Source organism: Acinetobacter sp. NIPH 817 (assembly GCF_000368405.1).
In the GTDB taxonomy this organism is placed as follows: domain Bacteria; phylum Pseudomonadota; class Gammaproteobacteria; order Pseudomonadales; family Moraxellaceae; genus Acinetobacter.
Window position 1 is genome coordinate 2636664 of record NZ_KB849420.1, and the last position, 21498, is coordinate 2658161.

Consider the following 21498-nt stretch of genomic DNA (forward strand, 5'->3'; position numbering starts at 1 on the left):
TTTTTCACGTTTTTACATGTTGTTTTCTTACTTTAAGCTTCTTTTTTAATCGCTGTGTTTTGTTTTAGTTAATATTTTTAATCTTTGATTTTTATTACGATAATTTCAATGCAGTAAGAGAGTTTTTCCACAGCACCTCAGCCAAATCTGACTCTGGCATATTTAAATTTTCAGCTAAACTTTGTAATACATAAGGCAAATTAACAGGGGTATTACGAGTACGTTGTTCGGTTGAGGTTTGGCAGCAAAGCGGTGTCATATCTGGACAATCTGTTTCAATCACCAAATGCTCTGCACCTATAGCCTGCACAACCGTATGAAGTTTTTTTGCGTTTGGGTTGGTGATCTGCCCCGTCACACCAATTTTAAAACCAAGCTTAATAAGGCCTTTTGCCTCTTCTATCCCACCACTAAATGCATGAGCAATTCCGCCCAATTTAAATTTTTGAGCTTTTAGTATAGCGAGCACATCACCATGCGCTTTTCGAATGTGAAGTAACACTGGTTTTTGGTATTGGGTTGCCAGCTCTAACTGGTGAGCAAAATATTGTTTTTGCTTATCATATATATCGGGCTGCTTATGTTCTTTTAAGAAAGTATCTAAGCCAATTTCGCCTACTGCCACACAGTCCTGTTGCTGCAAAATGTGTTCCAGATGAGAAAGATGCTCTGGCCTGTGCTGTTCAATATAAAACGGATGTAAACCTGGTGCTAAATATGAAGTTGGTACATTTTCCCAACTCTTTAGCTGATGATGAGTTTGCACCAATTCATCAAAGCGTGACTGCAGAAACCCAATTAAGACTAATGCATCTACGCCCACTTTTTTGGCATTAAGCGCTAACTGTTGCCGATCTTCATCAAAATCAGCAACATCAAAATGGGTATGAGTATCAAACAATTGCATTAGCCAGCACTTTTTGCAACTGGTGCCGAAGCTGGTTTAGCTTTAGGTTGTGGCAAATACTCTTGTTTCAACACTTCCTGTAATTGGTCATATGGAATGACTAATCGAGGTAATCCCACCACATATGGTCCAATTTCATATTCACCATATTGAAGAATTAAACCTTGCTCACCCAATAAGAAGTTATCAGATAGTTTAAACGGCCAAGCTTGCTCATATTCACCCACATTATCAGCCAGTTTAGAGTCTGTAACCCAAGTCTTAAAGGCTTCATGGGCTAACTTTTCTAATGCAGTTTTTTGCTGTGGGCGTAACAAATCTTCAAGCTTGATCTGCTTTTGTTCTTTTAAATCAAAATTATAATAATGCTGTGCAGCAGAACCGTGCGCACCACCTAAATAGCTACTACTATTCAGTACCACAGTTACAACTTTACCTTGAGCCTGCAAGATTTTAGGTTTCACCAAAAGATTAATTTGATGATTACTACTTAAAGCTTTTAATTCATTGTCCAAACCAATAAATGAATTGGCGTAACGTTGAACCTGCGCATCAAAACTATTTTTTTGCTCTGCACTCGCAACTGCTGAAGCTTCTGTTTTTTGATCTGATTGCTTCACTTTAGCATCTGGTTCAGCAATCTCTAAAATTTGACCTAGAGTCTTTAAGATTTGCTGATCTAGAATTTTGTCAATAAATGGAAAATTACTCTGCAAACGTTCAACTGTTAATTCGGGACAAGTTTTACCATCACAATCAGGTAAAGCAACCTTAGTAGGAACTGTTTCACCCTTCAAAGTCAGCTCTACTGGCTTTTGTTCCTCGACTGCTGGTTTCTGCTGTTCTTGAGAGTCCTTAGGATCAGCTTTAGGTTGGCATGCTACCAAAAATATAGCAGAAGCAAGCAAAGTTAATCGCAGTGAAGCTTTAGAAGATAACATCATATTTTGCCTTTTATTCTAAGGAGATTGCACAGTGCCTTTTCTAAGAAATTAGCGCATATAAATAGAGGTTGCAAATTCTGCTACCATCTTAAAACATTTGTTCATAAACCTCGGGTTGTAATATTTTTTTGGTTTGTTCTTTAGATAAATAAATATCGAGCTGTGGAGCTTCTTTAGTGATCTGGTTTGCCTGATAATGTAAGCCAACACCTTCACCATCAAAGAACCAATCTGCCTGCCCCCAATATAAAGTTTTGGGTGCTTCTTTCTTGATGTCAGCAGTCTGCTTTTTTAGCCAGTCTTGATAGGCCACCTGCACCATTTGATGTACAGCTGTTTGTTGATCTTTTTGTAAAACATCTAATAAAGCTAAGCTCTTATGCAGTTTTCGGTCAGCCACAAAAAAGTAATAACGGTCTTTAATCGTGAGCTCTTCTTGCTTGGTATCAAGCCCTAATTGCAATAAAACATATTGGTTACGCTGTGATGCAATACGCGTATGAAGATGTAATTCGTAAGCCCGATTCTTTGAATATTTATCTTGCCATTCATCAGACTTTTTAACATAGGCATTAATGGCTTGCTGCAAGGTTAAGTCTTTTTTCAAATCAATTTGGTCTTGGATCACTTTAGCCTGGCTTTTGGCAATCCATTCATTTAGCCATGCATCTTGGGTCTTTATCGTTTGAATATCGACATCAATACAGTTTTTCTTCTCACAAAATGGCAAAGCATAATCCGCTTTTACTTGTTGTAAGTTAAGAAATGGCAGTACTTCAGCCTTTTCTATATGTTGAGTTTGGGTAGATGCTAGTTTTGTTTGAGAAGATGATGAAGGCTGAGTTCTTTTCCAGACAAAAAGACAAATTGCCAAAATTAATATGAGTACTGCAACTACAAGCGCAATAACTGTCTTTCTATTCAAATTCATTTCATCATCCTTTCTTATTTTTCAAAACAAAACAGCTTCTATTCGAAGCTGTTTGTCACATTAAAATGATCAGTGTTCACGTGTGTTACGGAACTGAATATCAGGCCAACGCTCTTGCATAATCTGCAAGTTCACTCGGCTTGGCGCAAGATAGGTTAAGTGTCCGCCGCCATCGATAGAAAGTTGATCATGTGCTTTCTTCTTAAACTCATTCAGAGTTTTTTCGTCATCACAGTGAATCCAACGAACTGTGTTAACACTTACAGGCTCATAAACACAGTCAACCTTATATTCTTCTTTCAAACGATAAGCAACCACATCGAACTGAAGCACACCTACCGCACCCACAATCAGGTCATTGCTGATTTGTGGCATAAATACCTGAGTCGCCCCTTCTTCCGACAACTCTTTCAAACCTTTTTGCAATTGTTTTGACTTCAATGGATCTTTTAAACGCACACGACGGAACATCTCTGGCGCAAAGTGAGGAATACCTGTGAAATGCAAATTTTCACCACTGGTAAAAGTATCACCAATTTGAATTGTGCCATGGTTATGTAAACCAATAATATCGCCTGGCCATGCTTCTTCTAAATGTTCACGCTCACCAGCAAGGAATGTCAAAGCATCACTAATACGGACATCTTTACCAAGACGCACGTGGTTCATCTTTAAGCCTTTTTCATATTTACCAGAGCAAATACGCATGAAGGCAATACGGTCACGGTGTTTCGGATCCATGTTGGCTTGAATTTTAAATACAAAACCAGAGAAACCTTCCTCTTTCGCCTCAACCACACGCTCTTGTGTAGGATGCGCTTTAGGTTCAGGTGCCCAGCCCATAAAAGCATCTAATACATGGTCAACACCAAAGTTACCTAATGCCGTACCAAATAGAACCGGAGTTTGTTTACCTTGTAAAAATAATTCGCGGTCTAATGGCTCATTCGCCATTTGCACAAGTTCAAGCGACTCTTCAAAAGATGCCCAAGCCAACTCACCTACTTTTTCGCGAATATCCGCATGATCATATCCATCACGGACTTCAATATCTGTAATGGTTGAGCCAAAGCCCGCTTTGTAGACATACAATTTATTTTCAATAATGTTGTATACACCAGCAAAATCACGTCCCATCCCTAATGGCCATGTAATTGGTACACAACGGATATTGAGGACATTTTCAATTTCATCAAGTAACTCAAGCGGCTCCCGAATCTCACGGTCCATCTTGTTTACAAATGAAATAATAGGAGTGTCGCGCATACGACAAACTTCCATCAATTTGATGGTACGTTCTTCGACACCTTTTGCACCATCAATTACCATTAACGCAGAGTCAACAGCGGTTAGGGTACGATAAGTATCTTCCGAGAAGTCTTCATGCCCCGGTGTATCGAGTAAGTTAATCGTATGACCTTTATAAGGGAACTGCATAACAGACGTAGTAATCGAAATACCACGCTCTTTTTCCATTTCCATCCAGTCAGATGTAGCTGCGCGGTCAGATTTACGGCTTTTTACCATCCCTGCAACCTGAATTGCTTTACCCCATAACAGTAATTTTTCTGTCATGGTGGTTTTACCGGCATCGGGGTGGGAAATGATGGCAAATGTGCGGCGTTGAGCAACCTGTGCCGCTAACTCATCTTTAAAACTCATGAAATACACCTACTGCGGAGATTGCAGTGCCAAAGACCTAAAGTCGATCAAAATAAAAATTGGCGTAATTGTAGCAGATTTATAGAAGTGTTTAATGATTGTTGATAAGCCATGAGCTACTCATAAGCTTTTTAGATATATTTTGAGAATATAGCTTGGCATCTTAGAAATTTTATAACTAAAAAAGCCCATACAATCGTAGATGGGCTTTCTTCGGGCTTAGCAGAATATTTTATGCCAGTTTCTTTTCTTCAATAAACTGAACATCGGCAATTTGTGCATCCCAGAACTCATTCCATAACGCACAATATTCAATACATAACTTCGTTAAGCCTTCATAATCATCTTTGGTAATTGCTTGTGCTAACGTGAACCAAAGATCATCTTGATGGTCATCATCAGCAGCTTCAGACGTTTCATCAGTAGACACACCATGTACATGGTAATAGCCACCACCTTCAACATCGATATTCACAAATTTAGTCGCTTGACGTAATGGAGGACTAAAGAGAATAACCTCTTCCTCTGCAACAGCTAGTAACGCCACTACATTGATATAACTATCATAAGAAGATTCTAAAAATGATCTAACCTGATCTGAAATTTTTGATGGCTTAAAGTTACGACGATCAAGCTCTGTTAAACCATAATCATTAAGTAAATCTTCATATAATGGATAATGAGCATATTCAGGATTCCCCAAATAATAATTATCTTTATCCAAACCAGGACGAAAACCAAACTCATCAAGTATATTTAAACTTAATAATACTCTTGGAAACATTTTAGCTCCAGAATGGAGTTTAGGTTCCAGTTGTTTTGTCAGAAACTGAGCCTTTAATAAAGCATCTGTAAAAATTTGTACAATTGCATGCCGATATTCTAAATGAATATGGGTCAAACTCTTCTTATCGAGATATCCATTATTTAATACTTCAATTGCAGGATGTCTAGAAACTGGTAATTTTGCAATTTTACTTCTTAACTCTTTAAGAAATTGTAAATTCTCTTCCCACTGTTTTGCAGGAATGCTATTTCTCATCCCTTGCAATGCTTTTTGTCTTGGATTATTAAAGTCTTCAAATTTTTTTGACATAATCATTCTCAGTAAAAAGTTTTTCTTATAGTTAAGTTATAGGGCCTTATTTTTATTCCAATTTTGCATTCAATTGCTAAAATAAATTCCACAAACCAAAACTTAACAATTTTATATTATGTTTATTAACTCAACAAATCAACGAATTAATTAATAATATTTAAAAAAAGTAAATTACTGCCAATTAGAAGTAATTTTTATTGTTTTCAATAACAAATCAACCTATTGAATAAATATAATTTTTTAAATATCATTAAATAAGATTTATTTAAGCTTTCATACTTTACAATAGCAAAGTTAATCAAAAATATTTTATGACGAGAAAACCGATGTCAAAAAGAGAAACAATTATAACAACAGCCACTATCCTCTTTAACCAAAAAAGCTATACCTCTATTGGGGTTGATCGTATTATTGCTGAAGCAAACGTGGCAAAAATGACTTTTTATAAATATTTTTCCTCGAAAGAAGCCTTAATTGAAGAATGTCTTCATCGGAGAAATTTAGAAGTCCAAACTTCTTTATTTAATAAAGTTAATGATATTGATGATCCATTAATTAAACTTAAAAGTATTTTCAACTGGTATATCGACTGGATCAATACAGAGGATTTTAATGGTTGCTTATTTAAGAAAGCCACGATTGAAGTCATGCAATTGTATCCATCTATTAAATATCAAATTAATAAATATCGAGACTGGATTTACAAATTAGTTTTTTCAACCTTTTCAGAACTAGAAGTTGAGAATAAACAAATCCTTACAGGACTCTTTCTTAATATTATCGATGGTATCATTATTGATGGCACTATAAATAAATCAAAAATCAACTCAGAAAAAACATGGTCTTATATAAATAAAATCATTAATTTCGAGAAGGTTCGAGAGTGTGCAACCATTTAATATATAAATTAATTAACTCTTTATACTTTAATAAAAATAAACAATAATCTTAATTTTGGTGGAGAATAAACTCCCACTCCACCAAGTTAAACCCAATTCACTCATTTTCTACAATCCTATAAATTTAATGATCTTATTCTTTAAAAAAGTATTTCACTTTAATTTTAATTAGCACTCTCTATTTTTAGTCTAATTATTTTATAAACTTAATAAAATCAATAAGAAAATTTTATAATATTTTTCTAGCTCCAGTTACTTATTCATTAAAGCAATTCTCAATAATGATATATTTTATTTAAATATACTAATAAATTATTATATAAATTCTATTAACAAACACTTTCAATAGCACACTACAACTTGCTAGGCTTCGGGTTAAAGCTTTTCAATTTCAAAAATTATCAACTATACAATCCTATTTAAATGAGCATAGAAGAAGAAACTCTCTTAAACTATATATTATCTTTTATTTGTAACTGAATATGCACGTATCTTCTTTAAGCGTATCATTTTAAAAGAATAGACCTAGCTTGATCAGTCACTGCTTAGCATGAAAGTTTGAAAATTAACAAAATAAATTAAAGGAAATTAATATATAAAAGGTTAAACGAAATTAGCACCTTGAGACTCAATAAGTTGATCAACCTGAACAGGCATTCCCAATAGATAACCCTGAAATTGCTGACATCCTAAACGGGTCAAAATCTCAACCTGCTGCTGAGTTTCCACCCCTTCTGCCGTTACCGTTAAACCTAGCTTTTTAGCTAAATGAATAATACTTTCCAGGATAACTTCTTCTTTTGAACCTGGTTTTAAATCAACAATAAAGCCACGGTCAATTTTCAATTCGTCTACAGGCAAATCTTTTAAATATAAGAAGCTCGAATGCCCTGTTCCAAAATCATCAATAGCAACACGAATTCCCATATCACGTAACCGCTCACAAGCTCGGATACTCAAGTCGATATGACGCATTGCCGTAGATTCTGTAATTTCAACAATTAAGTGATGAGGTTGAATTTGATATTTTTTTAACAATGCTTCGAGCGTACTAAATAATTTTTTATTTTCAAACTGTAATGCCGACAGGTTCACTGCAACTGGATAAAACGGTGTATTACTGCGTTCCCACGCTTGAATTTGTAGGCAAGCTTGCTCCAGTGCCCAATACCCCATTGGAATGATTAAACCCGTTTTTTCCGCACCTTCAATGAACATATGCGGAGTAAGTATTCCTAAGGCTGGGTGATTCCAACGGATTAAGGCTTCAACTCCACAGACTTCAAGATTCGTATTAAATTTTGGTTGGTAATATAAGATGAACTGTTTTTCTTCTACGGCTTTATAAAGATCATTGATCAGTTTTGACTGACTTCTTGTTTCTTGCTGATGGGTTGAGTAACTAAAGATTGTATATGTATTTCGACCTTGTTCTTTAGACATGAGCATGGCAGCATCAGCATTCATGAGTAAGTCCTGAACATTTTGTCCATGCTCGGGAAAGAGTGCCACACCCAAACTTGCAGAAATATTAATTTCCTTGCCAGAGATTTGATAGCTTTCCTGAATCAGCTGTAAAACCTTCTCAGCCAAAATCACCGCTTCATCTGCATTTGTATTTTCTGCAATAAGCAAAAATTCATCGCCACCGATTCTAAGCAATTTACATTTTTCATTGAGTTGCCAATGTAAACGGTTTGCCATTTGAATAAGTAATTGATCACCCACATGATGCCCAAACGCATCATTCACCGATTTAAAACGGTCTAAATCGATATATAAAAAAGCAATTTTCTGATCTTTATATCGATGATCTGAGAGCAATACTTCTGCATAATCAACCAAGTAAAGACGATTGGGTAGTTTGGTTAAATTATCCAGTATAGATAAGTTAGCTAATTCTTTATTCGCCTTACGTAACTCTAAATTCTGTTGGGTGAGCCGTTGCTCTAACATCGCGACAATAAAACTTGCCACAAGCACCAGACACGTGACTAAAATAATCGTAAATAATAATAAGTCATGTTCTGCCTGATATTGGCTAATAAATTTATCAGTGATATTCGTCGCAATGAGCGCCGTATAGTGCATTCCCATAATACTTAAGGTCATCATAACCGAAAATGCGATTTTTAAAGTTAGGCGGTAACGTTCATTATCTTTTAATTTATAGGCTAATAAAAACGCCAGCCCTGAGCCACTCATCGCAATTAATATAGAAAATAATAGCAAGAAAGAGGTGTAATCTTTTTTATAGATATTAATACTCCAGCCCAACATATTTATGTAATATGAAGCTGAAATTCCAATTCCCATAATAATAGAGCTTAAAATAAGCCGGAATAAAGGGAGTGTAAAACGCGAAGTCAACCACAAGGCAATGCACGATAGCAAAGCACTAATAGCAAATGAAACAGTAATCAAAGGAATATTCGAGTTAACTGTTTCAGACAGATGATAAGCTTGTATACCAATAATATGAACAATACTAATTGCTGATGCGAGCAATAAGCCATTGATGAATAGAATTAAGGACTCAAATTTTTTATAGACTTGTTTGAATATTAATTGCTCCATGGAAATCACAAGATAGCAAATGAAGCCAGCTGCAAAAAAAGAGCCGACGATCAATGTGCTATCGTAATCAACATGACCCATAGTGGACTTCCATGATTATTCAATACTTTTTTTTATTTTGTTCAACTCATTGCCCAAAATACAATTAAAAATTAAACATGTTAAAAAAATTTTAGTAAATTTGACGTTTTTAGTCAGTTATAAACAATAACATTATCTATATTTTGGTCAAGTATTTTTTACTTTATAAATCAATAGAGTAACTAAAAATTAAGCAGCCAATTATATGAAAAATATAGAATTTCTTTAATCTGGTCAAGTTGACCTAATCGCACTTTTTCACATTCAAATAAAAACAGTATAAAAAAGAACCCTGCTACTAAGCAGGGTTCTTTTGAAGCTTTAGAAAAAGAAAATTAGTTCTTTTCTTTGTCTACGATTTTGTTTGCTTGAATCCAAGGTATGAACGAGGACTAGCAGAGCACCGCTCTGCCCGAGTGCAAGAGCGAAGTCTTACTTCGCTAACGCACGTGTCAAGCTAAAGAAAAAACTTAGTTTTTCTCTTTGTCTACGATTTTGTTCGCTTGAATCCAAGGCATCATCGCACGTAACTTATTACCAGTTACTTCAATACCATGTGCAGCATTTTGACGACGACGAGCAGTCATAGATGGGTAGTTTAATGCACCCTCTTGAATGAACATCTTCGCGTATTCACCAGATTGAATACGTTTCAACGCATTACGCATTGCTTCACGAGACTGTTCGTTAATTACTTCAGTACCAGTTACATATTCACCATACTCAGCATTGTTAGATACTGAGTAGTTCATGTCAGCGATACCGCCTTCAAACATCAAGTCAACAATCAATTTAAGTTCGTGTAAACATTCGAAGTAAGCCATTTCTGGAGCATAACCAGCTTCAACTAAAGTTTCGAAGCCCATTTTCACGAGTTCAACTGCACCACCACAAAGAACTGCTTGCTCACCGAATAAGTCAGTTTCAGTTTCTTCACGGAATGAAGTTTCGATAATACCAGTACGGCCGCCACCTACGCCTGAAGCATAAGAAAGAGCAACGTTACGTGCATTACCAGAAGCATCTTGGTGAATTGCGATTAGGTCAGGAACACCTGAACCACGTTGGTATTCAGAGCGAACTGTGTGACCAGGTGCTTTAGGAGCAACCATGATTACATCTAAATCTTTACGTGGGACAACTTGGTTATAAAGAATTGAGAAACCATGAGCAAATGCAAGAGTTGCACCTTCTTTGATGTTCGGCTCAATCACGTCACGGTAAAGTTGTGATTGGAATTCATCTGGAGTCAAAATCATTACGAGGTCAGCTTGCTTAACAGCAGCAGGCACTTCTGCAACTTTAAGACCAGCATTTTCAGCTTTCTTCCAAGAAGCTGAACCAGCACGTAAACCTACAGTTACGTCTACGCCTGAGTCTTTAAGGTTAAGTGCATGAGCATGACCTTGAGAACCGTAACCAACAATTGCTACTTTCTTGCCTTGGATGATTGATAAGTCACAGTCTTTATCGTAAAAAATTTGCATTTGTGTTCTCCGCTAAAATACTTTTTAAAAAATTAAATGGCTAATACTTTTTCGCCACGGGCGATACCAGATACACCTGAACGAACGACTTCTAGAATAGTGTTTTCTGCAAGCGCATCGATAAAACCATCTAATTTTTCAGTTGTCCCTGCTATTTGAATGGTATAGGTAGTTGGTGTCACGTCGACAATTTGCGCACGGAAAATATCCGCTGTTCGCTTAATTTCAGCACGTGAAGCACCCAACGCTTTTACTTTAATCAACATCAGTTCACGCTCAATGTGTGAACCTTCTGATAAATCTACTACTTTTACAACTTCAACAAGCTTGTTGAGCTGCTTTGTAATTTGTTCAATCTTATGATCATCACCATAAGTGGTTAACGTCAAACGCGATAAAGTTGGGTCTTCGGTCGGGGCTACATTCAACGTCTCAATGTTATAGTTACGTTGACTGAATAAACCTACCAAACGAGAAAGCGCACCAGCTTCGTTTTCAACGAGTACAGAAATAATATGTCTCATTATGTACGCTCCCCTTTCCCTAACCACATATCCTTCATTGACTGACCTGCGATCAGCATTGGATAAACATGTTCTGTACGATCAACCATGACATTAATGAATACACATTTATCATTAATCGCCATTGCTTCAGCAAGCTTTGACTCTAGTTCATCAGCATGATCAATCTGAATACCCACATGACCATAAGCTTCCATCAATTTGCCAAAATCAGGTAATGATTCAACGTATGAGCTTGAATGACGACCTTCATAGTTCATATCTTGCCATTGTTTAACCATACCTAAAGCACGGTTATTCAAGCACAAGATCTTCACATTCATACCGTATTGCTTACAAGTTGAAAGCTCTTGAATACACATCTGAATTGAAGCTTCACCGGTAATACAAACTACCTGTTGATCTGGGAAAGCTAACTTAGCTGCCATTGCATAAGGTAAACCTACGCCCATGGTGCCTAATCCGCCTGAGTTAATCCATTGACGTGGACGTTTGTACTTGTAATACAACGCGCCAAACATTTGGTGTTGACCCACATCCGAAGTAATAATGGCATCGCCATTAGTCGCTTTATATAAAGCTTCAACAACTTGCTGTGGCTTCATCGTGCCATCAGCAGGTGTTTCATACTTCAAGCCATGAACTTTACGCCATTCATTAATTTGATCCCACCATGCAGCAATTGCTTCTGGGTTAGGCTTAGACACATTCAATTGTTTCAATTGCGTCAACATTTCCTGAAGTACAGGCTCAACCGCCCCTACAATCGGAATGTGCGCCATGATCGTTTTTGAAATGCTCGCCGGATCAATATCAACATGAATAACTTTTGCATTCACACAGAATTTTGCAGGGTTATTGGTTACTCGGTCATCAAAGCGCGCACCAATTGCAAGAATGACGTCAGCATTATGCATCGCCATATTTGCTTCATAAGTACCGTGCATTCCCAACATGCCCACGAACTGTGGATCATTACCAGGGAAACCACCAAGACCCATAAGTGTATTTGTCACTGGATAGCCCAACAAATGAGCCAACTCAGTCAATAATGCTGATGCATTACCTTGAACAACACCACCACCTGTATAAATTACAGGGCGTTTTGCACTTAAAAGCTCATCAATCGCTTTACGAATTTGACCAGAATGACCACGTGAAGGTGGCTGATAAGAACGCATCTTCACTTTTTCAGGATATTCGTATGCAAATTTTTCTGCAGGATTTGTCGCATCTTTAGGAATATCGACTACAACAGGGCCAGGGCGACCACTTGAAGCGATATAAAATGCTTTTTTGATAATTGCAGGAATTTCGCTTGCGTGACGAACTTGGAAGCTATGTTTCACGATCGGACGTGAAATACCCACCATGTCAGTTTCTTGGAAAGCGTCTTCACCAATAAGATGTGATGCAACCTGGCCAGACAAAATCACCATTGGGATTGAGTCCATATAAGCTGTTGCAATTGGAGTCACAGTATTAGTTGCGCCAGGTCCAGAAGTGACCAGTACTACGCCAGTCTTACCTGTAGCACGCGAGTAAGCATCTGCCATATGACCAGCAGCTTGTTCATGACGTACGAGGTAATGATTAATTTTGTCTTGTTGAAATAGCGCATCATAAATATGTAATACAGCGCCGCCTGGATAACCAAAAACATGTTCAACGCCTTCGTCCGCAAGAGCACGAACGAGCATTTCACCACCAGATAAAAGTTCCAACGTGATTCACCCTAAAATCTTTATCACTATTTATGGAAGGCACAAATAGTGTTTCATTCATTGAATTGTCTGCACTGTTATAGCACACATATTGTCTAGTTTTCGTTGCAATAGAAAAATTTCTGTTTTTCAGCCGTATAAGCTTTTTTAACATTAATAAAGCATGTCTGGATATACATACTTTAAGTAAAATCAATCTCTCGGCTAGAGAGAATGTCTATTACAAAACATGACGGTTATTCGAAGGGTGATCAAATAATCGCATATAAAACTAAAGGAAGCATTTTTGTTGTTTAATTCACTAAAGTCAAGATTAAAGAAAAGGTTTTTCCATAAAAAGTTTTAGCTGCTTCTTTTTTAATCTAAATTTAAATCTTAAATTTGGTAGTTCTACCCTCTATTTATTAAAAATAATTATTCTTTTTATATAAAACCATGCATTGTAAATTGCTTATTTATGAACTTTATTTAAATATAGCCAGCTTTCTTTGGGGAATATTTGATATGAATTTATCTTATTTAAAAACAAGCTTATATACAGCTGTTGCAACAGCGATTTTAGTTTACTCAAGCCAAAGTCAGGCACAGCAATATTACAAATGGATGGATAAAAATGGCTCCACCCACTACACCACGACTCCACCACCTAAGAGTGCAAAACATTTGAACAAAGTTTCAACTTACGGCAGCCAATCATCCGTAAAAAATTCGACACCTTCCCCAGAACAACAATCTCAAGATAAAACAGATAAAGTAGTGCAAGAGGCAACTAACGTCGCACAGGAAAAAAATGCACCCGCAGTAGCTGTTCCACCTATAGCATCTACCCCATCCGCTACAACAGCGCGATAAGTAAAATGAGAGTGGTGAATATTTTCATCACTCTTCTATTATTTAAAATAAAGAAGAATAGATTGAGAAATGTTTATTGCTCATATTAAAAGATAAAATCCTGATCTAAAAACTGACATTTCCTGTTATTTTGCGCTATGCTGTGCAGCAATCTTTCATTTCAATTTTCGTTGTATAGCTTACGTCTATGACTATTTCTCACATTGACCCCGAATATCAAGCAAACACGATTGAACCATCAGTTCAACAAGATTGGGAAAATCGTAAAGTCTTTAAAGTTGCCGACACTGTCGAAGGTAAACATCGCTACATCCTGTCAATGTTTCCTTACCCAAGCGGCAAGCTGCATATGGGGCATGTGCGTAACTATACAATTGGCGATGTAATTAGCCGTTTTTACCGTTTAAAAGGTGAAACTGTATTACAACCTATGGGTTGGGATGCATTCGGTTTACCTGCTGAAAACGCAGCAATTGCCCATAAAGTTGCTCCGGCAAAATGGACATTTGAAAACATCGCTTACATGCGTGATCAATTAAAAAAATTAGGCCTGTCTGTAGACTGGGATCGTGAATTCGCGACTTGTACACCAGAGTATTATCACTGGGAACAATGGTTATTTGTTCAACTTTATAAAAAAGGCCTGATCTACCGTAAACTTTCAACAGTAAACTGGGATCCGGTTGACCAAACAGTTTTAGCAAACGAGCAAGTTGAAAATGGTCGTGGCTGGCGCTCAGGTGCATTGGTTGAGAAACGTGATATTCCAATGTACTACTTCCGTATTACGGACTATGCACAAGAATTATTAGACGATCTTGACACTTTACAAGATGGCTGGCCTCAACAAGTGTTGACCATGCAACGTAACTGGATTGGTCGCTCTACTGGTATGGAAATTACTTTCCCATCTGCCAATACTGAAATCTATGCTGATGGTTTAACTGTTTATACAACACGTGCCGACACGCTAATGGGTGTGACATATGTTGCTGTTGCAGCAGAACACCCTCTCGCGCTTAAAGCTGCTGAAAACAACCTAGAATTGGCTGCATTCATTGAAGAGTGCCGCATGGGTTCAGTTGCAGAAGCGGACTTGGCAACAGCCGAGAAAAAAGGCATGGCAACAGGCTTGTTTGTAAAACATCCTGTAACTGGTGAAGAGCTTCCTGTCTGGATCGCAAACTACGTATTAATGTCTTATGGTTCTGGCGCAGTAATGGCTGTACCAGCGCATGACGAACGTGATTTTGAATTTGCTAACAAGTTTAACTTGTCAATTAAGCAAGTAATCGATGCGAAAGGCGTTGACGATGCAGATTACTCTGCAACTGAGTGGCAAGAATGGTACGGTTCTAAAGAGGGTAAACTTGTTAACTCTGGTGAGTTTGACGGTTTAGAATTCCAAGCTGCGTTTGACGCATTCCTTGCAAAATTAGAACCACAAGCTTTAGCAAACTCTAAAGTTCAATTCCGTTTACGCGACTGGGGTGTTTCTCGTCAACGTTACTGGGGTTGTCCAATTCCAATGATTAACTGTGATACTTGTGGTCAAGTCACAGTTCCAGAAGACCAGCTTCCAGTTGTATTACCAACAGACGTTGTTCCAGATGGTTCAGGTAACCCGCTTAACAAAATGCCTGAATTCTATGAAACTAAATGTCCTTGTTGTGGTGGCGATGCTCGTCGTGAAACAGATACTTTAGATACCTTCGTAGAGTCATCTTGGTACTATGCACGCTATGCATCTCCAGACTTTACTGGTGGTATGGTTAAACCTGAAGCAGCTCAAAACTGGCTTCCTGTAAACCAATACATTGGTGGTGTTGAACACGCAATTCTTCATTTACTTTATGCACGTTTCTTCCACAAATTAATGCGTGATGAAGGCGTTGTACAAGGTAATGAGCCATTTACCAACTTGTTAACTCAAGGCATGGTACTTGCAGATACGTTCTATCGTGAAGCAGAAAATGGTAAGAAAACTTGGTTCAACCCAGCTGATATTGAATTAGAACGTGATGAGAAAGGTCGTATTCTTTCTGCAAAATATTCAGGTGACGGCCAAGAAGTTGTGATCGGCGGACAAGAAAAAATGTCTAAGTCGAAAAATAACGGTATTGACCCACAAGCGATTATTGATCAATACGGCGCAGATACAGCTCGTGTATTCATGATGTTTGCTGCTCCACCAGATCAATCTTTAGAATGGTCTGATGCAGGTGTTGAAGGTGCAAACCGTTTCTTGAAACGTGTATGGCGCCTTGTAGCTGGCTTCCTTGAAAAAGGCAACTCAGCTTCTACAATCGATACAGCTAATTTATCTAAAGATGCTCAAGACTTACGTCGTAAAACACACGAAACTATTCAAAAAGTAAGTGATGATATTGAACGTCGTCATGCATTCAATACTGCGATTGCTGCTTTAATGGAGTTGTTAAACGCGAGCAACAAGTTTGAAGCAAAAGATGACAATGACATTGCTGTAGAACGTGAAGCAATCACAACACTGTTAACTTTACTTGAACCATTTGCACCGCATTTAAGCCAAACTTTATTGGCCCAATTTGGTACAGATGTTACAGCAGCAACATTCCCTGAAGTTGATGCTTCTGCGTTAACGCGTAATACGCAAACGATTGTTGTACAGGTTAACGGTAAACTTCGCGGTAAACTTGAAGTTTCTGTTGATATTTCTAAGGAAGATCTATTAGCTCAAGCTAAAGCTCTACCAGAAGTTCAACAATTCTTAACCGGACCAACAAAAAAAGAAATTGTGGTTCCAAATAAATTAGTTAACCTCGTGGTTTAATTAAAGTTATTAATGAGAGGATCAAGCATGCACTTAGCCAAACGTTTAGCCGCTGTTGTTTTAACCTTAGGCCTTAGTGCAGGCTTAGTCGGGTGTGGATTTCATTTAAAAGGAACCAACCCGACTGCGACTCCGCTTGTTTATAAAAAGTTAAGCCTTGAGTTACCGGCTAAAACTGATGATTTGGAAACGCAGTTAAAAGTGTATTTAGCTGCAAATGGTGTTCAACTCAGCAATGATAATGATGCCTATGTACTTCGTGTTTTAGAGTACACACCACGTCGTCAGCTTTTAAATGGAAAACTAACTGAAGTATTATTACGTTTGACCGTAACCTTCCAGATTGAAGATCGTCAGGGTAATAAAATTACTGAGCCACGCTCATTAACCGCATCTCGTAGTTATCAATATGACTTGGCAACAGTCAACACTGAAAATCAGCAAGAAAGTTACTTACAACGTATTGTAATTGATGATATTGCACAGCAAATTACTCGTCAGATTTCAGCAAATCGCTTACCAAAAGCTCAGCCTTAATCTGTATTTTTACTAGCAATGAAAATTGATTATTTACAAGCCTTAAAACGTACTCCGGAAGCTCGGGGTGCGTGGATTTTGCATGGGCAAGAGCCTTTATTAGAACAAAATTTATTAGATGCCTTTCGAAAAAGCTGGCAACAACAAGAAGTTGAAAGACAGCGCTATGATATTAGTAGTGTAAGTGACTGGAAAAATGTCTTTAACGCACTTAATAGCTTGTCTTTATTTTCTCAGCAGCTTGCTATTGAAGTACACGGCAATATAAAACCTGATGCGAATGGCTTAAAACAGCTCAAAAGCTATATACAACATAATGAACATAACCTGCTATTAATTGTTTTACCCAAACAAGATAGTAGCAGCTTAAAATCTGCTTTTTTCCAAGTTGTTGAAGCAAATGGGGTTGTAGTTGCCCTCACGGCAAATTACCCACAAGATCGCCAAAGAATTTTATCTGCTGAAGCAGAGAAACTTGAAATTCAGCTCGACAATGATGCTTGGCAGTGGCTAATGCAACATCATGAGCACAATTTGCTTGCAGCTAAAAATAGCTTAATGCGTGTAAGAGATACATTTCCAGACCAACAACTCATTCAAATTGAACAATTATATGCGTGTCTACAAGATCAATCACGCTATACCACCTATGATTTAAGTGATGCATTATTAGAAGGCAACCTAGGCCAATCTATTAAGATTTTTCAATATTTAATTGCAGCAGGCGAACCCGACAGTCTGATTTTATGGACTTTAAGTAAAGAAATGCGCTTGTTGATGCAATTGTTTGAACAACCCCATAATGCCTTACAGCTCGGTATATGGAAAACAAAAGTTAGCTTATATCAACAAGCATTAAGAAGACTAAATCCACAACAGTTCCTAGGCTGGTCTACCCTTCTATTGCAAATCGATGCGGCAATTAAAGGAATGTCGAACGAAAATGCAGAACATTTAATGCAGCAAGCGATTGCTGAGTTATGTGGAAAAACATTATTTATACAGTAATTCGCCTGAATCATTTTTCTTCATTCCTGAAATATCATAAAAATTCACGTTTTATCCTCATTTCGCTTTTATACTAAATTAAATTTTAAACTTTTCGACCTCTCGCCATGCCAAAAATAAAGCCAATCAAACTTGTTATTATCATCGTCTGTATAGTAATTATTGCTCTATTAGCCTGGAAGTTTTTCAAGCCAAAACAGCAGCAGCCACAATATATTACTGCTGAGGTAACACGCGGGGATATTGAAAATAATGTACTCGCAACGGGTACACTTGATGCAACGAAACTGATTAGTGTCGGTGCACAGGTATCTGGTCAGGTTAAAAAGATGTATGTGCAACTTGGCGATCAGGTTAAGCAAGGCCAACTCATTGCACAGATTGATTCAACGACCCAAGAAAATAGTTTAAAAACCTCTGATGCAAATATTAAAAATTTAGAAGCGCAGCGCCTTCAGCAAGTTGCTTCTTTGAATGAAAAACAACTTGAATACCGCCGTCAGCAACAAATGTATGCACAAGATGCAACACCACGTGCGGATTTAGAATCGGCTGAGGCAAGCTATAAAACAGCTCAAGCACAAATCAAAGCATTAGATGCACAAATCGAATCTGCAAAAGTCACAAAATCTACGGCGCAAACCAATATTGGTTATACACGTATTGTTGCTCCAACAGATGGTACAGTTGTCGCGATTGTGACTGAAGAAGGTCAGACAGTAAACGCCAATCAAAGTGCGCCAACAATTGTCAAAATTGCAAAACTACAAAACATGACGATTAAGGCCCAAGTCAGTGAAGCTGACATTATGAAAGTTGAGAAAGGACAACAAGTTTATTTCACTACCTTAGGTGAAGACACTAAACGTTACGCGACTTTACGCCAGATTGAACCTGCTCCAGATTCTATTTCTAGCGAATCAACAAGTACGACAAGCTCAACAACGAGTTCAGCTGTTTACTATAATGCCTTATTCGATGTGCCAAATACCGATGGAAAATTACGTATTGATATGACTGCACAAGTTTATATCGTATTAAACTCAGCTAAAAATGCCCTACTCGTTCCATCATCAGCACTGAGCTCTAAACAATTTTCAGGTCAAAGAAAATCAGGCCAATCATCTGATAAAGCAAGCTCGACACCTGAAGCTGCTAAAAAATCTCAAGGAAATGGAGCTCGTCTGGAACGTCTTAACCTGACTGCTGAGCAAAAACAGTTAATTGAACAAGGTAAATTAACCTTAAGTGTTGTACGTGTATTACAAGCTGATGGCACAACTAAACCAACTCAAATTTTGGTTGGCATTAACAACCGTGTAAATGCACAAGTTCTTGCGGGCTTAAAACAAGGTGATCAAGTTGTCATTGCCGATAGCGCAGATACTTCTGCTGCATCCGCTAATAGTAGTAATAACCGTCGCCGTAGTGGCCCAATGGGAATGTAAGCATGACAAAACAAGCTTTGCTTGAAGTCAGCAATCTAGTCCGGGAATTCCCTGCTGGCGAAAGCACGATACAAATTTTAAAAGGCATTGACCTTACCATTTACGAAGGCGAACTGGTTGCCATTGTCGGCCAGTCTGGTTCTGGTAAATCGACCCTCATGAATATTTTGGGTTGTTTGGACCGACCTACGAGCGGTAGTTATAAAGTTAATGGGCAAGAAACAGGTAAACTTGAACCTGATCAACTCGCTCGACTACGCCGTGAATATTTTGGTTTTATTTTCCAGCGCTACCATTTACTCGGTGACTTATCTGCTGAGGGTAACGTTGAAGTTCCTGCTGTTTATGCAGGGGTTACCCCTTCTGAACGTAAACAACGCGCCACAGCTTTACTGACCGAATTAGGCTTAGGTACTAAAACACTCAATAGGCCAAGCCAACTTTCTGGTGGTCAGCAGCAACGTGTTTCTATTGCCCGTGCACTCATGAATGGCGGTGACGTCATTCTGGCAGATGAACCAACAGGGGCACTCGATTCTCATAGTGGTGTTGAGGTGATGCGTATTTTGCGTGAACTCAATGCCGCAGGTCATACTATTATTTTAGTCACTCATGATATGCAAGTTGCAAAAAATGCGACGCGTATTATCGAGATTAGTGACGGAGAAATTATTAGTGACCGTCCTAACGTTCCAGATCAAGCAGCCGAACCGATCAAATCTGATCCAGATGCCGCTCCAGCTCTGCAAGGCAAACAGAAGAAAGGCAAAAGTATTTCTGCATGGCGTTCTACTTTAGATCGTTTATCAGAAGCTTTTCAAATGGCTTTACTGTCGATGAATGCTCACCGCATGCGTACTTTTTTAACCATGCTTGGGATTATTATTGGTATTGCATCTGTTGTTACAGTGGTCGCGCTAGGTAAAGGTTCTCAACAACAAATTTTAAGTAATATTAGTAGTCTGGGAACAAATACGATTACGGTGTTTCAGGGCCGTGGTTTTGGTGACAACTCCAAAACTGCAAACTTTAAAACTTTGGTTCCTGCCGATGCGGATGCGTTAATGACTCAACCTTATGTCAGCGCAGTCAGTCCAATCGTCAGTACATCCAAAACCATGCGTTACCAGCAGAATGAAGCAAACGCGACCATTAATGGTGTGAGTAACGATTATTTTGATGTTAAAGGTTTGGTCTTTAAAGATGGACAAACTTTTGACCAACGTAGTGTGCGCGATCGTTCACAAGATGTTGTCATTGATACTAATACGCAAAAACAATTCTTTGGAGATGGTAGCAATCCAATTGGCCAAGTCGTACTGCTCGGCAGTGTACCAGCACGTATTATCGGGATTGTAGAACCGCAGACAAGCGGCATGGGTTCAGATGATACTTTAAATGTATATATGCCTTATACAACCGTAATGAGCCGTATGTTAGGTCAATCTAATGTACGTAATATTGTGGTTCGTATTAATGACAAATATTCAACTGCTGCCGCAGAAAATGCGATTGTAAATTTATTGACCCAGCGCCACGGTGCACAAGATATTTTCACCATGAACAGTGACAGTATCCGTCAAACCATTGAGAAAACAACCAGCACAATGACGCTTCTGGTTTCAGCAATTGCCGTAATTTCACTAGTGGTTGGTGGTATCGGGGTAATGAACATTATGTTGGTTTCAGTGACTGAACGTACTCAGGAAATTGGCGTACGTATGGCCGTAGGTGCTCGTCAAAGTGATATTTTGCAGCAATTCCTGATTGAAGCAATTTTGGTGTGTTTAATTGGTGGTGTGCTTGGCGTCTTACTATCGCTTGGCCTTGGACAACTTATTAATAAATTTGCTGGCGGTAACTTTAGCGTGGCTTATTCAAGCACTTCTATTATTGCAGCATTTGTCTGTTCAACACTGATTGGTGTCGTATTCGGCTTCTTGCCTGCTAAGAATGCCGCGAAACTTGACCCTGTTGCCGCACTATCTCGAGAATAAGGAAAATTG

16 protein-coding genes are annotated in these 21498 nt (G+C 38.1%); 7 read left to right on the plus strand and 9 right to left on the minus strand.

Annotated elements, in window-relative coordinates:
• Positions 1 to 94: 94 nt before the first annotated feature.
• The 5 genes from F968_RS16030 to F968_RS16050 all read right to left on the minus strand — a co-directional run bounded on the left by F968_RS16030 (position 95) and on the right by F968_RS16050 (position 5540).
• Positions 95 to 907 (minus strand): TatD family hydrolase, encoded by an 813-nt coding sequence (locus tag F968_RS16030; RefSeq protein ID WP_004794642.1) that lies wholly within the window; start codon positions 905 to 907, stop codon positions 95 to 97.
• Entirely contained in the window at positions 907 to 1848 is a 942-nt protein-coding gene (locus F968_RS16035) for an RsiV family protein (protein ID WP_081399569.1), read from the minus strand. The genes F968_RS16030 and F968_RS16035 overlap by 1 nt, the downstream gene beginning before the upstream one ends.
• A gap of 91 nt (positions 1849 to 1939) precedes the next feature.
• Positions 1940 to 2782: a hypothetical protein gene (locus F968_RS16040; protein ID WP_004794647.1), complete on the minus strand. Its 843-nt coding sequence runs from the start codon at positions 2780 to 2782 to the stop codon at positions 1940 to 1942.
• 69 nt (positions 2783 to 2851) lie between these two features.
• Positions 2852 to 4444 carry a peptide chain release factor 3 gene (locus F968_RS16045; RefSeq protein WP_004794650.1) on the minus strand — a complete coding sequence of 531 codons (1593 nt, stop codon included), beginning with the start codon at positions 4442 to 4444 and terminating at the stop codon, positions 2852 to 2854.
• Between the two features lie 232 nt (positions 4445 to 4676).
• The gene (locus tag F968_RS16050) at positions 4677 to 5540 is read right to left on the minus strand and encodes a hypothetical protein (protein WP_004794651.1); all 864 of its coding nucleotides are present in this window, start codon (positions 5538 to 5540) and stop codon (positions 4677 to 4679) included.
• Positions 5541 to 5869: 329 nt separating this feature from the next.
• Between F968_RS16050 and F968_RS16055 the strand changes: the two genes are divergently transcribed.
• Complete coding sequence (locus F968_RS16055; protein WP_004794653.1) at positions 5870 to 6442, plus strand: TetR/AcrR family transcriptional regulator; 573 nt, start codon at positions 5870 to 5872, stop codon at positions 6440 to 6442.
• A 603-nt stretch (positions 6443 to 7045) separates the two neighbouring features.
• Here F968_RS16055 and F968_RS16060 read toward each other — a convergent pair.
• The 4 genes from F968_RS16060 to F968_RS16075 all read right to left on the minus strand — a co-directional run bounded on the left by F968_RS16060 (position 7046) and on the right by F968_RS16075 (position 12835).
• Positions 7046 to 9100 (minus strand): bifunctional diguanylate cyclase/phosphodiesterase, encoded by a 2055-nt coding sequence (locus F968_RS16060; RefSeq protein ID WP_004794654.1) that lies wholly within the window; start codon positions 9098 to 9100, stop codon positions 7046 to 7048.
• 470 nt (positions 9101 to 9570) lie between these two features.
• Positions 9571 to 10587 carry a ketol-acid reductoisomerase gene (ilvC, locus tag F968_RS16065; protein WP_004794656.1) on the minus strand — a complete coding sequence of 339 codons (1017 nt, stop codon included), beginning with the start codon at positions 10585 to 10587 and terminating at the stop codon, positions 9571 to 9573.
• A 32-nt stretch (positions 10588 to 10619) separates the two neighbouring features.
• Positions 10620 to 11111, minus strand: a complete 492-nt coding sequence (gene ilvN / locus F968_RS16070) for an acetolactate synthase small subunit (RefSeq protein WP_001215920.1) — start codon at positions 11109 to 11111, stop codon at positions 10620 to 10622.
• On the minus strand, positions 11111 to 12835 hold the full coding sequence (locus F968_RS16075; protein WP_004794658.1) for an acetolactate synthase 3 large subunit: 1725 nt from the start codon (positions 12833 to 12835) through the stop codon (positions 11111 to 11113). The genes ilvN and F968_RS16075 overlap by 1 nt, the downstream gene beginning before the upstream one ends.
• A gap of 504 nt (positions 12836 to 13339) precedes the next feature.
• Between F968_RS16075 and F968_RS16080 the strand changes: the two genes are divergently transcribed.
• From F968_RS16080 to F968_RS16105, 6 genes are all read left to right on the plus strand, one after another.
• A complete protein-coding gene (locus tag F968_RS16080; RefSeq protein ID WP_004794661.1) occupies positions 13340 to 13687 on the plus strand; it encodes a DUF4124 domain-containing protein in 348 nt (115 codons plus the stop codon).
• 187 nt (positions 13688 to 13874) lie between these two features.
• The gene (leuS, locus tag F968_RS16085) at positions 13875 to 16499 is read left to right on the plus strand and encodes a leucine--tRNA ligase (RefSeq protein ID WP_004794662.1); all 2625 of its coding nucleotides are present in this window, start codon (positions 13875 to 13877) and stop codon (positions 16497 to 16499) included.
• Positions 16500 to 16526: 27 nt separating this feature from the next.
• Positions 16527 to 17036, plus strand: a complete 510-nt coding sequence (gene lptE, locus F968_RS16090) for an LPS-assembly lipoprotein LptE (protein WP_004794663.1) — start codon at positions 16527 to 16529, stop codon at positions 17034 to 17036.
• 18 nt (positions 17037 to 17054) lie between these two features.
• Positions 17055 to 18044, plus strand: a complete 990-nt coding sequence (holA, locus tag F968_RS16095) for a DNA polymerase III subunit delta (protein ID WP_004794664.1) — start codon at positions 17055 to 17057, stop codon at positions 18042 to 18044.
• Positions 18045 to 18151: 107 nt separating this feature from the next.
• On the plus strand, positions 18152 to 19492 hold the full coding sequence (locus F968_RS16100; protein ID WP_004794665.1) for a MacA family efflux pump subunit: 1341 nt from the start codon (positions 18152 to 18154) through the stop codon (positions 19490 to 19492).
• A gap of 2 nt (positions 19493 to 19494) precedes the next feature.
• On the plus strand, positions 19495 to 21489 hold the full coding sequence (locus F968_RS16105; protein ID WP_004794666.1) for a MacB family efflux pump subunit: 1995 nt from the start codon (positions 19495 to 19497) through the stop codon (positions 21487 to 21489).
• Positions 21490 to 21498: the final 9 nt, after the last annotated feature.

Bases quoted from the DNA above. Each gene is read 5' to 3' on its own strand.
- F968_RS16050 (WP_004794651.1), bottom strand. From the start codon at position 5,540: ATGTCAAAAAAATTTGAAGACTTTAATAATCCAAGACAAAAAGCATTG.
- lptE (WP_004794663.1), top strand. From the start codon at position 16,527: ATGCACTTAGCCAAACGTTTAGCCGCTGTTGTTTTAACCTTAGGCCTT.
- ilvN (WP_001215920.1), bottom strand. From the start codon at position 11,111: ATGAGACATATTATTTCTGTACTCGTTGAAAACGAAGCTGGTGCGCTT.
- F968_RS16105 (WP_004794666.1), top strand. From the start codon at position 19,495: ATGACAAAACAAGCTTTGCTTGAAGTCAGCAATCTAGTCCGGGAATTC.
- F968_RS16030 (WP_004794642.1), bottom strand. From the start codon at position 907: ATGCAATTGTTTGATACTCATACCCATTTTGATGTTGCTGATTTTGAT.
- leuS (WP_004794662.1), top strand. From the start codon at position 13,875: ATGACTATTTCTCACATTGACCCCGAATATCAAGCAAACACGATTGAA.
- F968_RS16045 (WP_004794650.1), bottom strand. From the start codon at position 4,444: ATGAGTTTTAAAGATGAGTTAGCGGCACAGGTTGCTCAACGCCGCACA.
- holA (WP_004794664.1), top strand. From the start codon at position 17,055: ATGAAAATTGATTATTTACAAGCCTTAAAACGTACTCCGGAAGCTCGG.
- F968_RS16060 (WP_004794654.1), bottom strand. From the start codon at position 9,100: ATGGGTCATGTTGATTACGATAGCACATTGATCGTCGGCTCTTTTTTT.
- F968_RS16080 (WP_004794661.1), top strand. From the start codon at position 13,340: ATGAATTTATCTTATTTAAAAACAAGCTTATATACAGCTGTTGCAACA.
- F968_RS16040 (WP_004794647.1), bottom strand. From the start codon at position 2,782: ATGAATTTGAATAGAAAGACAGTTATTGCGCTTGTAGTTGCAGTACTC.
- ilvC (WP_004794656.1), bottom strand. From the start codon at position 10,587: ATGCAAATTTTTTACGATAAAGACTGTGACTTATCAATCATCCAAGGC.
- F968_RS16100 (WP_004794665.1), top strand. From the start codon at position 18,152: ATGCCAAAAATAAAGCCAATCAAACTTGTTATTATCATCGTCTGTATA.
- F968_RS16055 (WP_004794653.1), top strand. From the start codon at position 5,870: ATGTCAAAAAGAGAAACAATTATAACAACAGCCACTATCCTCTTTAAC.
- F968_RS16035 (WP_081399569.1), bottom strand. From the start codon at position 1,848: ATGTTATCTTCTAAAGCTTCACTGCGATTAACTTTGCTTGCTTCTGCT.